Raw genomic sequence first — 14017 nt, 5'->3', positions numbered from 1 at the left:
CCTGCGCCGCCTCTGCTAGTTTTCACGGCATGGATGTCGTGAGCCTGTTGATCGGAATGCTCATCGGCGCTGCCCTCGTGGCCGCGCCGATGTCGTTTTGGGCGGCGCGCCATGCGCAGCGACGATTCGATGCCGGTCGCGTCAGCCGCGACGACGATTTCGCTGGACTGGAAGCGCGCCTCGGCAGCAGCGAGAAGGCCCTCCAGGAGGCGCGCGTCGTGGCTCAGGCCGCGGCGGAGGCACGCGCGGCGCTCGCGGCGCGCATGGACGAGTCGGCCAGTGCCCACGCCGAAAAGCTGCGCTGGATCGACGCCGCCCGCGAGCAACTGGCGCAGCAGTTCCAGTCAATCGCGGCATCCATTCTCGATGCCAAGTCCGAGCGGTTTGCCGCGAGCAACAACGAACAGGTCGGCGCGTTGATGGCGCCGCTGCGCGAGCAGTTGCAGCAGTTCCAGCAACTGGTCGTCGAATCGCGCGCGCAGGAAGGCGAGAGCCGAGCGGTGCTGCGTACCGAAATCGTCCAACTCCGTCAGATGAACGAGCGTCTGAGCGGCGACGCGATGAACCTGGCGCGGGCACTGACCGGCGACACCAAGAGTCAGGGCGCCTGGGGTGAATTGGTGCTGGAACGCCTGCTCGAGGCGTCCGGGTTGAGCGAAGGTCGCGACTACGAGACGCAGGTGGTGTTGCGCGACGAAGGCAATGAAACCCGCCGCCCCGATGTGGTCGTGCGCTTGCCTGGCGGTCGCGATGTGGTGATCGATGCCAAGGTGTCGCTGACGGCATTCGAACGCTGGTGCAATGACACGGATGCGGCCGCGCGCGACAGGCACCTGGCCGAGCATCTCGGTTCGATGCGTCGGCATATCGACGACCTGGGCAAGCGCGGCTATGCGCGATCGAGCGGCCTCGCGTCGAACGGCATCGTGCTGATGTTCGTGCCGATCGAGGCGGCCTATCTGGAAGCGATCCGGGTCGATCCCAAACTGTATGAACTGGCTTTGCGCAGCGATGTCGTCGTGGTCAGTCCGGGCATGCTGCTCGGCGTGTTGCGCACCGTCGATCATGTCTGGAAGGCCGAGGCGCGCAGTCGCAATGCCGAGAAGATCGCCGAGCGCGCCGGTCTGCTGTACGACAAGTTCGCGGCGTTCGTGCAGGACTTGCAGCGCGCATCGGAGCAGGTCGGCAAGGCGCGCGAGAGCATCGATACCGCGATCGGCAAACTCGCGACCGGGCGTGGACATCTGGTCGGGCAAGTCGAAAAGCTTCGTCAACTCGGCGCCCGCAGCAGCCGCGACCTGCGCAATCTGCTGCCGATCGCCGACAATGACGAGGACGACGGCGAGGGTGACGCGACATGAGCGATGTGGTGATCAACCAGGCGATGCTGGACCAGTTCCGCATGCTGGAGCGCGCCGGCAAGCCCGGCATCCTCGTGCAGATGATCGGCATGTTCGTGAAGGGCTCCGGCGATCAGATCACCGCATTGCTAGCCGCCAGCGATGCCGGGGATGTCGAGAAGCTGCGCGTGACCAGCCACACCCTGAAATCCAATGCCGCCAGTTTCGGTGCGGGCGATCTCGCCGACCTGTGTCGTGACATCGAGACCGACGCGCGCATGGGCGTCGGTCGCCTCGATCCGGATCGGCGCATGCGCCTGCTCGGCCTGCATGCCGCCAGTTGTGCGGCGTTGCAGCGCGAAATCGGCTGAGGTCAGCGCGTCCGGGCCAGCCAGCGTCGGGCCATGCGTCGGATCGACGGATCGATGTGCATGTCTTTGGCGATGCCCGACACCGGGCGCCACGTCATCGCGCGGGACTCGTCATTCGCGTTGAAGGCCTCCGATCCCGTGCAGCGCACGACGAAGCGCACGTCGTAATGCCAGTGCGCGGGTTCGCTCATGCGTGCCGGGATCTCGTGCGCGTCGAGATCGAAAATCGACGGATCGACCGAGAGCCCGTGCAGCCCGGTCTCTTCGTCGGCCTCGCGCAGCGCGACCTGCGGCAGGTTGGCATCGCCGTCGGCGTGGCCACCGGGCTGCAGCCAGCGGTCGAGCTTGCGATGGTGCATCAGCAGGGCACGCTCGCCGTCGGCGGACACCAGCCAGGCCGAGGCGGTGAAATGCGCCGGAAACGCATCGCGCCAGAGGCAGCGCGGTTCGGCGACGATCAGCTCGAGGAAGCGGATGCACGCGGCGCATTCGTCAGGTTCGCCGGAGGTGTAATGGCTCAATGCGGCCCGGAGTTCGAATGCGCTCATACCGAAAGTCGTGTCGGGGAAGGTGCGCCCGGTCACATTCGGGCTTGCCGCCTGCGGTGGGCAACAGTATGTTACCGGCGCTTTGCAGGGGCGGAGTCGCGACGGCGCAAGCCGGTCGACCTGTGGACTGCGCGCATGACCTGTCCGCCCGGGAGCGCTCCCGGGTGGCAGCAGTACGAATTCTCACGGGGAGCACCGAATGTTGTTCGAACGCGTCAAACCGCTGGACCAGATCCTCGAAGCGGCCGAAAAGAAAGGCCTCAAGCGCCAGCTCGGTGCATTTGACCTCACGATGCTCGGCATCGGCGCCATCATTGGCACCGGTATCTTCGTGCTCACTGCAGTGGCCGCCAACAAGGCGGGGCCGGGCATGATGTATTCGTTCGTCATCGCCGGCATCGTCTGCGCCTTGACCGCACTGATCTACGCCGAAATTGCTGCGATGGTGCCTGTCGCAGGCTCCGCATACACCTATTCCTATGCAGTGCTCGGCGAGTTGATCGCGTGGATGGTCGGTTGGGCGCTGATTCTCGAATACGCGGTGGCCGCCGGTGCCGTGGCCGTGGGCTGGTCCGGGTATGCGAACGGCTTCCTGCGGGAGATCGGTTTCGGTTTGCCCGTGGCATTGACGGCCGGTCCGGGGGACACCATCACGCTGGCCGATGGCACGACCGCGAACGGCGCGTTCAACCTGATCGCCTGCCTGATTTCGTTGCTGATCACCTGGTTGCTGGTCATCGGTACGTCGAAGAGCGCGAAAGTCACTGCGGTGCTGGTGCTGGTCAAGATCGCTGCACTGATCGCGTTCGTGGCGGTGGCCCTGCCGGCCGTCGATGGCGCGAATTTCGAACCGATGCTGCCGAATGGCTGGGGTACGCCGCTGTCCGGTACCGGTGTGCTCGGTGCCGCGGCGTCGATCTTCTTCGCCTACGTCGGTTTCGATGCCGTTTCGACCGCTGCGGAAGAAACCAAGGATCCGAACCGCAATATCCCGATCGGGCTGATTGGTTCCCTGGCGATCTGCACGGTCTTCTACCTGCTGGTGTCCTACGCGGCCATCGGCACCACCGGCGCACAGCCGGGCGGGGCGCTCTCGCAGTCCAAGGAGCCCTTGGCCTTTGTCCTGCGCAACCTCGGCTGGCCGAGTCTTGGCAACTGGGTCGGCATCGCCGCGATCGTTGCGCTGCCTTCGGTCATCCTGATGATGATCTATGGTCAGACACGCATCCTGTTCACGATGTCGCGTGATGGCCTGATGCCGAAGATGTTCTCGGACGTGCATCCGCGTTTCTTCACGCCGCACAAGGTCACGATCGTCACTGGCATCGCGGTGTCCCTGTTTGCCGCCATGTTTCCGGTTGATGCGTTGGCCGACATCTCGAACTCGGGCACCTTGTTCGCCTTCTTTGTCGTGGCCGCCGGCGTGATGCTACTGCGCCTGCGCGAACCTGGCCGAAACCGTCCGTTCAAGACGCCGCTGGTCTGGATCGTCGGCCCATTGGCCATGGCAGGTTGCGCGTTGCTGTTCGTGAGCCTCGGCTGGTACACGATCAAGCTGTTCCTGATCTGGGCAGTGATTGGTCTGATCGTGTATTTTGCCTACGCCCGCTCGCGCAGCATCCTCGCGCACGGCGAGCGCAAGTAGTCGGGTTTCAGTGCGTCCGTAGCTCAGCTGGATAGAGCACCGGGCTTCGAACCCGGTGGTCGGGGGTTCGAGTCCCTCCGGGCGCGCCAGTAAAAATCGAGAAGGGTCATTGGGTTCCGCTCAATGGCCCTTCTTTTTTCCGGACTGGAATGTCGCGCAGACCGTGACCGCCATGAACGACGCGATCACGCATAGTGCGAGTGGCGGCGGCTACACCGGCGTCAGCATTGCCAATGTCACGGCGAACATCACCGACAACGACACGCTGAGCGTCGATCTGGTAGTCACCAGTGCCTTGATCACCGGCCAGATCGGACCCGGACAGCGCATCACCTACGAGGTCTTGGGCGACAACCTGACGGTGGGGGCCGACGTTGCCACTGCCCAATTCGTGTTCAGCTTGCCGCCCAGCTTGACCAATGTCTCGTGGATCTGCGTCGCTGATGTGGGCGCGTCGTGCCCGCCGGGAGGCAATGGTGCGCCGTCGCATGGCGTCAGCCTGAACGGCGGTACGGGCTTGGCCTATCTGATCAGCGCGGATGTGCCGGGGTCGGCGCTGGAGGGTGACGACATCGCCACGACTGCCACGATTTCGGTCACGACGCCTTATGTCGACAGTTTGCCGGGCAACAACACCGATACGACCTTGGACGAGGTTGGTCCGGACAGCCTGTTTATCGACGGCTTCGAGACGGTTTTGCCGCGCGTGCCGTATCCCTACGTGCCGGCGGTGCAATGAGTCCGACGATCTGAGTCAGGTCACTGGGGCGAACCACGCGTTCGCCCCGGGATCGCCACCATGACGCTGCGTCCGGCAGCGCCAGCAAACCGCCTGCACTTTGCAAGCCGGGCTCGGGGATAATGGCGACCTTTGCTGGAGGTCCGATGGCGGCGCGGGTTCTCGATGGAAAGCGGATCGCGGACGAGGTGCTGAACGGCATCGCCGGGCGCGTGCGGGCGCGGGTGACGCGCGGGCAGCGTCGGCCGGGTCTGGCGGTTGTGCTGGTCGGCCAGGATCCGGCTTCGTCCGTTTACGTCCGCAACAAGCGCCGCGCCTGTGAGCGCGTCGGTTTCGTGACCAAGGACTTCGACTTGCCGGCAACGATCGACAGTGCCGAACTTTATGCGCTGATCGACCGCCTCAATGCCGACCCCGAAGTGGATGGCATCCTCGTGCAACTGCCGCTGCCTGCCCACGTCGACGCCACCGACCTGATCCAGCGCATCCGCCCGGACAAGGATGTCGACGGCTTTCACGCCGAGAATGTCGGTCGCCTGGCGCTGCGTCAGCCAGGACTGCGCCCGTGTACGCCGAAGGGCATCATGACCCTGCTCGCGCACACCGACAAACCCGTCCGCGGACGCCATGCCGTGATTGTCGGCGTGTCGAATCATGTCGGTCGGCCCTTGCTGCTCGAATACCTGCTGGCGGGCGCCACGGTCACGGCCTGCCACCGCTTTACCCGTGACCTGGCGGAACAGGTCGCCCAGGCCGACCTGCTGACCGTGGCCGTGGGGAAACCCGGCCTGGTGAAGGGCGAGTGGGTGAAACCGGGGGCGGTGGTCATCGACGTCGGCATCAACCGGCTCGCGGACGGCTCCTTGACCGGCGATGTCGAGTACGCGGCCGCCGCGGCACGAGCGTCGTGGATCACCCCGGTGCCGGGGGGGGTAGGGCCGATGACGGTGGCGATGCTGATGCAGAACACCCTCGAAGCCACCGAGATGCGGGGCGATTGAGCCATTGTCATCCTCGCTCGCCTACAATCCACGCTCCCGATCAACGGTTCGTGCATGCCCGTGAATCCCCGACTACCGATCCTGGCGGCCGCACTGGTGGCGCTGTCCGGTTGTGCGGCCCTGGTCCAGCGCGCCGCCGATGGCCTGAGTGCCGGTCTCACGCAAGGCGTCAGCAACCATGACGACATCGAGACCGTTGCCGATGGCCTGCCGGCCTACCTGCTGCTGCTGGATGGACTCATCGAAGGCGATCCGCAGAATGCGTCGCTGCTGCTCTCGGCGGCGAAACTCTATGGCACCTATGCCGGCGGCTTCGTGGTCGATGGCGACCGGGTGAAGCGCTTGTCCGATCGCAGCTTCGCCTATGCCAAGCGCGGCATCTGCGCCCGTGACGACGCTTTTTGCCGCCAGTTCGACGACAAGGATTTCGATCGTTTCAATGCCTTCGTCGTCGAACATATCGGCCCGGACGACATCGATGCCGTCTACATCCTGGCGACCAGCTGGGTCGGCTGGCTTCGCGCCGACAGCGCCGATTTCGATCGCGTCGCCGATCTGCCGCGGATCGAGGCGCTGCTGAATCGGGTCGACGCGCTGTCGCCGGCCCACGATCACGGCAATGTGCTGGCCTACCTCGGCGTGCTCGACTGCCTGCGTCCTGAATCGCTGGGTGGTCGTCCGGCGCGCGGCCAGCAGCGCCTCGCCGCGGCCGATGCCGTCGATGCGGGCAAGAATCTGCTACCGAAGGTGCTGAATTCGGAATACTGCGCGCGTCTCCTGTTCGATCAGGAGGCCCATGACCGCATGCTCGCGGAAGTGCTGGCGGCGGACGCGAACGTTCCCGGCCTGACCTTGTCGAACACCATTGCAAAACGCCGTGCGGCCGAACTGGTCGAATCCGGCAAGGATTATTTCTGAGGAACTCCCGATGCTGAAGCGTCTCATGATCGCGATCGTCGCATTGGCCGCCACCGCGGCCGAAGCGCAAACCCTGAAAATCGCCACGCTGGCGCCGGAAGGCACGGTGTGGATGAAGGAAATGCGCGCGGCCGGCGCGAGCATCAAGTCCCGGACCGCGGGCCGGGTCGAGGTGAAATTCTTCCCTGGTGGCGTGATGGGCAACGACACTGCGGTGTTGCGAAAGATCAAGCTCGGCCAATTGCAGGGCGGGGCGCTGTCCGGGGCCGAGCTGTCGCCGATCTATCGCGACGCCAGCATCTACAGCTTGCCGTTTATCTTCAACGATCTCGCCGAAGTCGACTACGTGCGCGGCAAGATCGATCCGCTGCTGCGTGCCGGCTTCGAGAAGTCCGGCTTGGTCGCGGTCGGCCTGTCCGGCGGCGGCTTTGCCTATCTGATGAGCACCAAGCCGATCGCGAACAAGGACGATCTGCGCGCGACAAAGGTGTGGGTGCCGCAGAACGACCGCATCGCCCAGGTCGCGTTCGAAAAGGCCGGGGTCAATCCGATCGCGTTGCCGCTGGGCGACGTCAACACCTCGTTGCAGACGGGTCTGCTGGAAACCGTCGGCATCACCACCAGCGGCGCGATCGCGTTCCAGTGGCACACCAAGGTGAAGCATGCGGTCGACTTGCCGCTGACCTACGTGATCGGCGTGCTTGCGATCGATCAGAAAGCGTTCAATCGCGTCACCGCGGCCGACCAGCCGATCGTGCGCGAGGAATTCGCGAAGGCGTTTGCCGAACTCGACGCCGCAGGCAAGCGCGATAACGAGTCAGCACGCGCTGCGCTGACCAAGCAGGGCATCGTGTTCAAGGTGCCGAGTGCCGACGAGATCGGCTATTGGCACGGCATCGGCGAGCAGACCTTGAAGCAGATGCTCGCGAACAACGAGATTTCGAAGGAGTTGCTCGACGCCATCCTGCAGGCGCGCGCCGAGTATCGGGCCAAAACGGCGCCGGCGGCAGGTGCGAAGCCGTGAAATCCGGCATCGGCGGTGCGCTCAGGCTCATCAACACCGTCGAGAACGTGTTGATCGCCGCGCTGGCCTTGGCGCTGATCGTGCTGTCCGGGCTGCAGATCGTGTTGCGTCTGCTCGACCACGGGTTGATCTGGCTCGACCCGCTGCTGCGCGTGCTGGTGATCTGGGTCGCCTTGCTCGGTGCCGTCGCGGCGGCGCGCAGCGACAAGCACATCAGTCTGGACGTGGTCGGCAAGTTGCTGCACGGCAAGGCCCTGCGTGTCGCGCGCGTGTTCGCGTTCGGCTTCGCCTCGTTGATGTCGTTCGCGCTGTTGCGCGCCTCGCTCGGCCTGATCGAGATCGACCGCGAATCGGCCACGATGTTGTTCGGCACGGTGCCGACCTGGTGGGCCGAACTGATCCTCCCGTTCGCGTTCGGAATGCTGACGCTGCGCTTCGCGTTGCGTGCGTTCGCGGTACCTGAACGATCGGTGATGGCGCCATGACGACGCTGCTGATTGCGTTGCTGATCCTGCTTCTGGCAGCGCTGGGTGCGCCCTTGTTTGCCTTGGTCGCTGCTGTCGCCTGGCTCGGCCTGCACTCGGCCGGTTATGACGAAACCCTGCTCGCGGCACAGTTCTGGAGTCTCACCGAGATGCCGGTGCTGATCGCGATTCCGCTGTTCACGCTGGCCGGGTACCTGCTCAGCGAGAGCAAGGCGCCACAGCGATTGTTGCGTCTGTCCGAGGCTTTGCTCGGTTGGTTGCATGGGGGCTTGGCGATCGTTGCGCTGCTCGTCTGCGCATTCTTCACCGCCTTCACCGGTGCCTCCGGCGTCACCATCATCGCCTTCGGTGCGTTGCTGCTGCCGGCCTTGCGCCAGGCGGGCTATCCCGAGCGTTTTTCCTATGGCGTGGTCACCACGGCACCCAGCCTCGGCATGCTGTTCGCGCCTTCGGTACCGCTGATCCTGTACGGCATTGTCGCGCAACAGCTCAGCACCACGCCCAGCGTCAGCATCAACGACATGTTCGCAGCCGGCGTGTTGCCGGGGCTGATGATGATTGCCGTCGTGTCGGCCTACAGCATGTGGCGTGCGCCAAAGCGCTCGCACGATATTCCGTTTTCGTTGGCCGAAGCGCGTGCCGCGGTATGGGACGCGCGCTGGGAATTGCCCTTGCCGGTCATCCTGATTGGTGGCGTCTACGGCGGCGTGTTCGCGACCTCCGAAGCCGCCGCCGTGGTTGCGCTGTACGTGTTGTTCGTCACCGTCGTGGTGCGGCGCGAGATCTCGCTGGTGCGATTGCCGTCGGTCCTGCGCGATTCGATGATGCTGGTGGGTGCGATCCTGCTCATCCTGGGCGTATCGCTGGCGCTGACCAACGTGATCATCGATGCCGAGATTCCGGCGCGGCTGATCGAATGGGTGAGCGCGCACGTCGACAGCAAGCTGGCCTTCCTGCTGCTGCTGAACCTGTTCCTGCTCCTGCTCGGGATGATGCTCGATGTGTTCTCGGCCACCGTCATCATGGTGCCGATCCTGCTGCCGATCGCGATGCACTACGGCGTGCACCCGGTGCATCTCGGCATCATGTTCCTGGCCAACATGGAAATCGGCTACTTCATGCCGCCGATGGGCATGAATCTCTTCATCGCCAGCTACCGTTTCGACAAGCCGGTGCTGACCCTGGCCCGTTCCTGCCTGCCGTTCTTCTGGCTGCTGCTGGGTTGCGTGCTGGTCATCACCTATTTCCCGTCGCTGTCGCTGGTCTGGATCGACTGAAACCAGCCGTCGTGGCAATTCGTGGGCAGCGCGCCGGGGCTCCGGCGCGAGCCGGCGCCAGCGGCTAAAATGCGCGATCTTTTTCGGGAGTGACCATGCGCATCCTGGCCGAAGCAATGACCTTCGACGACGTTTCCCTTGTCCCCGCCCATTCCATCGTCTTGCCGCGCGACGTGAATCTGGCGACACGCCTGGGGCCAAACCTGCTGCTGAACCTGCCGATCGTTGCTGCGGCGATGGACACCGTGACCGAATCGCGACTCGCGATCGCGATGGCCCAGCTCGGCGGTCTCGGCATCATCCACAAGAACATGACGGTCGAGCAGCAGGCGACCGAAGTCGCCCTGGTCAAGAAGTTCGAGGCCGGCGTCATCCGCGACCCGATCACGGTCGCGCCGGAAACCAGCATCCGCGATGTGCTGAGCCTGACCCGGGCACGCAATATCTCCGGGGTGCCGGTGGTCGAGGGCGGGCATCTGGTCGGTATCGTCACCAGCCGCGATCTGCGCTTCGAGACGCAACTGGATGAACCGGTCAGCCGCATCATGACCAAGCAGGATCGCCTGGTCACCGTGCGCGAAGGCGCCAGCGACGACGAGGTGCTGCAGTTGATGCACACGCACCGCATCGAGAAAGTGCTGGTCGTGAACGAGCAGTTCAAGCTGCGTGGCCTGATCACCGTGAAAGACATCCAGAAGGCGCGCGACAATCCGAACGCGGCCAAGGATTCGGCCGAGCGTCTGGCGGTCGGCGCCGCGGTCGGTACCGGCGGCGATACCGAGCAGCGTGTGTCTGCGCTGGTCGAAGCTGGCGTCGACGTGATCGTCGTCGACACTGCACATGGCCATTCGCAGGGCGTGCTCGAGCGCGTCGCCTGGGTCAAGAAGCAGTTTCCGAACCTGTGCGTGATCGGCGGGAACATCGTCACCGGCGAAGCGGCGATCGCGCTGGCCGATCATGGCGCCGATGCAGTCAAGGTCGGCATCGGCCCGGGTTCGATCTGCACCACGCGCATCGTGGCCGGTGTCGGCGTGCCGCAGATCACCGCGATCGACCTGGTCGCGACCGCATTGAAGGATCGCATCCCGCTGATTGCCGACGGTGGGATTCGTTATTCCGGCGACATCGGCAAGGCGATTGCCGCTGGTGCAAGCGCGGTGATGATTGGCGGCCTGTTCGCCGGCACCGAAGAGGCGCCGGGCGAGGTCGAACTGTTCCAGGGACGGTCCTACAAGAGTTATCGCGGCATGGGTTCGCTCGGCGCGATGCAGCAGGGCAGCAAGGATCGCTATTTCCAGGACGCGTCCGACGCCGACAAGCTGGTGCCCGAAGGGATCGAGGGCCGTGTGCCGTATCGCGGTCCGCTGCGCAACATCGTGCACCAGTTGGCCGGTGGCTTGCGTGCGTCGATGGGCTATGTCGGTTGCGCCTCGATCGCCGAGATGCGCACGAAGCCGATGTTCGTCCGCGTCAGCGCGGCCGGGATGCGCGAGTCGCACGTGCACGACGTGACGATCACCAAGGAACCGCCGAATTACCGGATGCAGTAGGGACCATGACCGATATCCATCACGACAAGATCCTGATTCTCGACTTCGGTGCTCAGTACACGCAGTTGATCGCGCGACGCGTGCGCGAGATCGGCGTGTATTGCGAAATCTGGGCCTGGGATCGTGCCGCCGGACGCATCGCCGATTTTGCTCCGACCGGCATCATCCTCAGCGGCGGCCCCGAATCGGTGACCGAGGCGAATTCGCCGCGTGCGCCGGACGAAGTGTTCGCGCTCGGCGTGCCGGTGCTCGGCATCTGCTACGGCATGCAGACCATGGCCGAACAGCTCGGCGGCAAGGTCGAGAGCGGTCACAACCGCGAGTTCGGACTGGCGCGGTTCCGCATCGATCGCGCCAATCCGCTGCTGCAGGCCGAGGGTGATGCGTTCACCGCGTGGATGTCGCATGGCGATCGCGTCGTGCGTATCCCCGAGGGCTTCGCGACGATCGGTGCGACCGATGATTTGCCGATCGCCGCGATGATGGATGAAGCGCGCCGCTTTTACGCGGTGCAGTTCCATCCCGAAGTCACGCACACGCAATTCGGCACCGAATTGCTGCGTCGCTTCGTCGTCGACCTGTGCGGCTGCGCGACGCAATGGACCAGCGCCAACATCATCGAGGACGCGATTGCGCGCGTGCGCGCCCACGTCGGCACTCAGAAGGTGTTGCTCGGGCTCTCGGGCGGTGTCGATTCCTCGGTCGTCGCGGCCCTGCTGGAACGCGCGATCGGTGATCAACTTGTTTGCGTCTTCGTCGACACCGGCCTGCTGCGTCATCGCGAGGGCGACCAGGTCATGGCGACCATGGCGGAGCACATGGGCGTCAACGTCATCCGCGTCAATGCCGCGGATCGCTACTTCGCCGAACTCAAGGGCGTTGACGATCCGGAGGCCAAGCGCAAGATCATCGGTCGTCTGTTCGTGGAGATCTTCGAAGAGGAATCGAACAAGCTCGAGGGCGTCGCCTTTCTGGCTCAGGGCACGATCTATCCGGACGTGATCGAATCCGCTGGTTCCGCGACCGGCAAGGCGCATGTCATCAAGTCGCACCATAACGTCGGTGGCCTGCCCGAGCGCATGCACCTCAAGCTGGTCGAGCCGCTACGCGAACTGTTCAAGGACGAGGTGCGGCGCATTGGTGTCGAACTCGGCCTGCCGCGCGAGATGGTGTATCGGCATCCGTTCCCGGGACCGGGCCTCGGCGTACGCATCCTCGGCGAAGTGACGCGCGAAGCCGCCGATACGCTGGCCCGTGCCGATGCCATCTTCATCGAGGAACTGCGCAAGCACGACTGGTACGACCGTGTCAGCCAGGCTTTCGCGGTCTGGTTGCCGGTGCGTTCGGTCGGCGTCGTCGGCGATGCGCGCGCCTACGAACCCGTGGTCGCGTTGCGCGCGGTAGAAACCATCGACTTCATGACCGCGCACTGGGCGCATCTTCCGTATGAGCTGCTCGACCATGTCGCGCGCCGCATCGTCAACGAAGTCCGCGGCATCTCCCGCGTCGTCTACGACATTTCCGGCAAGCCGCCGGCGACGATCGAGTGGGAATGACCGCAACGCAATCCGCGATCGACGCGCACTGGATGCAGCACGCACTGCATCTGGCCGAGCTCGCCGACACCCGGGATGGCGAGATTCCGGTGGGCGCGGTGATCGTCGATCAACGTGGGCAGGCGATCGCCGAAGGTTCGAACCGCGTGATCAGCGACTGCGATCCGAGTGCGCATGCCGAAATCGTCGCGTTGCGCATGGCCGGTCGGCACGAAGGGAACTATCGATTGCCCGGCACGACCCTGTACGTGACGCTGGAGCCCTGCGCGATGTGCGCGATGGCGATGGTGCATGCGCGCGTGCATCGCGTCGTCTTTGCGGCGCGTGATCCCAAGACTGGTGCTGCCGGCAGCGTGTTCGACCTGCTGGCGTCGCCGGTGCACAACCATCGCGTCGAGGTGAGCGAGGGCGTACTGGCCGACGAATCCAGCCGAATGCTGACGAATTATTTCCGTCGCAAACGCGGCAAGGCTGAGCTCTAATCCGCGTCCTGAGCTACTGGAATCGCGCATGACCATGGCCAATGACCAACACCTGATCTGGATCGACCTGGAAATGACCGGGCTGGATCCGGACAGCGATTCGATCCTCGAGATCGCCACGCTGGTGACCGACAGCGACCTGAATGTCCTCGCCGAGGGGCCCGAGTTCGCGATCTCGCACCCGTTGCCACGGCTCGAAGCGATGGACGAGTGGAACCGCACCACCCATGCGAAGACCGGCCTGTGGCAGCGCGTGCTCGAATCGTCGGTGACGATGGCCGAAGCCGAGGCCGACACCCTCCGTTTCCTTGAAGCCTGGGTGCCGAAAGGGAAGTCGCCGATCTGCGGCAATTCGATCTGCCAGGACCGCCGTTTCCTCGTGCGCTGCATGCCGCAGCTCGAGGACCATTTCCACTACCGCAATCTGGATGTGTCGACGCTCAAGGAACTGGTGCGCCGCTGGAATCCCGCACTCCTTGACGGATTCAGGAAGGAAGGCACGCACACCGCACTCAGCGACATCCGCGAATCGGTCGCCGAACTGCGCTATTACCGGCAGTTCATGGGCCGCCTTGGTGGCGTGAACTAGAGCTTGCGAACGAAGAAGCTGTCGCAGCTGAAGTGGCCGGTTCGTCCAAGCGGGTTCTTGACCGGTTCGAACCCTGACATGCGGTAGAGCTTCTTGGCCGCGTCCATGCCGGTCAGTGTTTCCAGGTAGATGCGGTCGAAGCCGAATTCTCGGGCCTTGGCGATGCAAGTCTGCATCAACGCATTGCCGGCACCGAGTCCGCGCAGTGACGGCAGGAAGTACATCTTGCGCAATTCGCAGGTGTCGCCGTTGCCGCCGATCAGGGGCGCGATGCCGCCTCCCCCCATGACGACGCCCTCGTGTTCGACGACGAAATAGGCCGCGCGTGGAATCGAATAGGCCGAGGCCATATCGTCCACTTCGGCATCGTGGATCGCGAAGCCCGGGCCGTCGGCACCGAATTCGGGCATGACCGAGCGGATGATGGCGGCGACGGCGGCATTGTCGGCCGGTTCGATCGGGCGAATGAGGTGGCTCATCCCCCGAGCGTGC

At 64.5% G+C, this 14017-nt stretch carries 15 protein-coding genes and 1 tRNA gene; 14 read left to right on the top strand and 2 right to left on the bottom strand.

The window, feature by feature from the left end; translation table 11 throughout:
- Positions 1-38 precede the first annotated feature (38 nt).
- Together IPP28_12245 and IPP28_12240 are read left to right on the top strand one after the other, a co-directional pair.
- On the top strand, positions 39-1361 hold the full coding sequence (locus IPP28_12245; protein MBL0041784.1) for a DNA recombination protein RmuC: 1323 nt from the start codon (positions 39-41) through the stop codon (positions 1359-1361).
- Positions 1358-1711: an Hpt domain-containing protein gene (locus tag IPP28_12240; protein ID MBL0041783.1), complete on the top strand. Its 354-nt coding sequence runs from the start codon at positions 1358-1360 to the stop codon at positions 1709-1711. Before IPP28_12245 ends, IPP28_12240 begins: the two co-directional genes overlap by 4 nt.
- Before the next feature lie 2 nt (positions 1712-1713).
- On the opposite strand, the gene IPP28_12235 is transcribed toward IPP28_12240, so the two are convergent.
- Complete coding sequence (locus tag IPP28_12235; GenBank protein ID MBL0041782.1) at positions 1714-2259, bottom strand: NUDIX hydrolase; 546 nt, start codon at positions 2257-2259, stop codon at positions 1714-1716.
- Positions 2260-2458: 199 nt separating this feature from the next.
- Between IPP28_12235 and IPP28_12230 the strand changes: the two genes are divergently transcribed.
- The 12 genes from IPP28_12230 to orn all read left to right on the top strand — a co-directional run bounded on the left by IPP28_12230 (position 2459) and on the right by orn (position 13525).
- Entirely contained in the window at positions 2459-3904 is a 1446-nt protein-coding gene (locus IPP28_12230) for an amino acid permease (GenBank protein MBL0041781.1), read from the top strand.
- A gap of 12 nt (positions 3905-3916) precedes the next feature.
- A tRNA-Arg gene (locus tag IPP28_12225) sits at positions 3917-3993 on the top strand.
- A gap of 83 nt (positions 3994-4076) precedes the next feature.
- Positions 4077-4643, top strand: a complete 567-nt coding sequence (locus IPP28_12220) for a hypothetical protein (protein MBL0041780.1) — start codon at positions 4077-4079, stop codon at positions 4641-4643.
- Between the two features lie 146 nt (positions 4644-4789).
- Positions 4790-5644 (top strand): bifunctional methylenetetrahydrofolate dehydrogenase/methenyltetrahydrofolate cyclohydrolase FolD, encoded by an 855-nt coding sequence (gene folD, locus IPP28_12215; GenBank protein MBL0041779.1) that lies wholly within the window; start codon positions 4790-4792, stop codon positions 5642-5644.
- Between the two features lie 54 nt (positions 5645-5698).
- On the top strand, positions 5699-6562 hold the full coding sequence (locus IPP28_12210) for a hypothetical protein (GenBank protein ID MBL0041778.1): 864 nt from the start codon (positions 5699-5701) through the stop codon (positions 6560-6562).
- 10 nt (positions 6563-6572) lie between these two features.
- Positions 6573-7586 (top strand): TRAP transporter substrate-binding protein DctP, encoded by a 1014-nt coding sequence (gene dctP, locus IPP28_12205; protein MBL0041777.1) that lies wholly within the window; start codon positions 6573-6575, stop codon positions 7584-7586.
- The gene (locus IPP28_12200) at positions 7583-8071 is read left to right on the top strand and encodes a TRAP transporter small permease (GenBank protein MBL0041776.1); all 489 of its coding nucleotides are present in this window, start codon (positions 7583-7585) and stop codon (positions 8069-8071) included. Before dctP ends, IPP28_12200 begins: the two co-directional genes overlap by 4 nt.
- Positions 8068-9348: a TRAP transporter large permease subunit gene (locus IPP28_12195; GenBank protein MBL0041775.1), complete on the top strand. Its 1281-nt coding sequence runs from the start codon at positions 8068-8070 to the stop codon at positions 9346-9348. Before IPP28_12200 ends, IPP28_12195 begins: the two co-directional genes overlap by 4 nt.
- 95 nt (positions 9349-9443) lie before the next feature.
- On the top strand, positions 9444-10898 hold the full coding sequence (gene guaB / locus IPP28_12190; GenBank protein ID MBL0041774.1) for an IMP dehydrogenase: 1455 nt from the start codon (positions 9444-9446) through the stop codon (positions 10896-10898).
- A 5-nt stretch (positions 10899-10903) separates the two neighbouring features.
- Positions 10904-12454, top strand: a complete 1551-nt coding sequence (guaA, locus tag IPP28_12185) for a glutamine-hydrolyzing GMP synthase (GenBank protein MBL0041773.1) — start codon at positions 10904-10906, stop codon at positions 12452-12454.
- On the top strand, positions 12451-12936 hold the full coding sequence (tadA, locus tag IPP28_12180; protein MBL0041772.1) for a tRNA adenosine(34) deaminase TadA: 486 nt from the start codon (positions 12451-12453) through the stop codon (positions 12934-12936). Before guaA ends, tadA begins: the two co-directional genes overlap by 4 nt.
- A 28-nt stretch (positions 12937-12964) precedes the next feature.
- Entirely contained in the window at positions 12965-13525 is a 561-nt protein-coding gene (orn, locus tag IPP28_12175; protein ID MBL0041771.1) for an oligoribonuclease, read from the top strand.
- On the opposite strand, the gene IPP28_12170 is transcribed toward orn, so the two are convergent.
- Positions 13522-14004 carry a GNAT family N-acetyltransferase gene (locus IPP28_12170; protein ID MBL0041770.1) on the bottom strand — a complete coding sequence of 161 codons (483 nt, stop codon included), beginning with the start codon at positions 14002-14004 and terminating at the stop codon, positions 13522-13524. The genes orn and IPP28_12170 overlap by 4 nt on opposite strands.
- Positions 14005-14017: the final 13 nt, after the last annotated feature.

The organism is Lysobacterales bacterium (genome assembly GCA_016721845.1).
In the GTDB taxonomy this organism is placed as follows: Bacteria; Pseudomonadota; Gammaproteobacteria; order Xanthomonadales; family Ahniellaceae; genus JADKHK01.
This window is presented reverse-complemented; position numbering and strand designations above follow the sequence as displayed.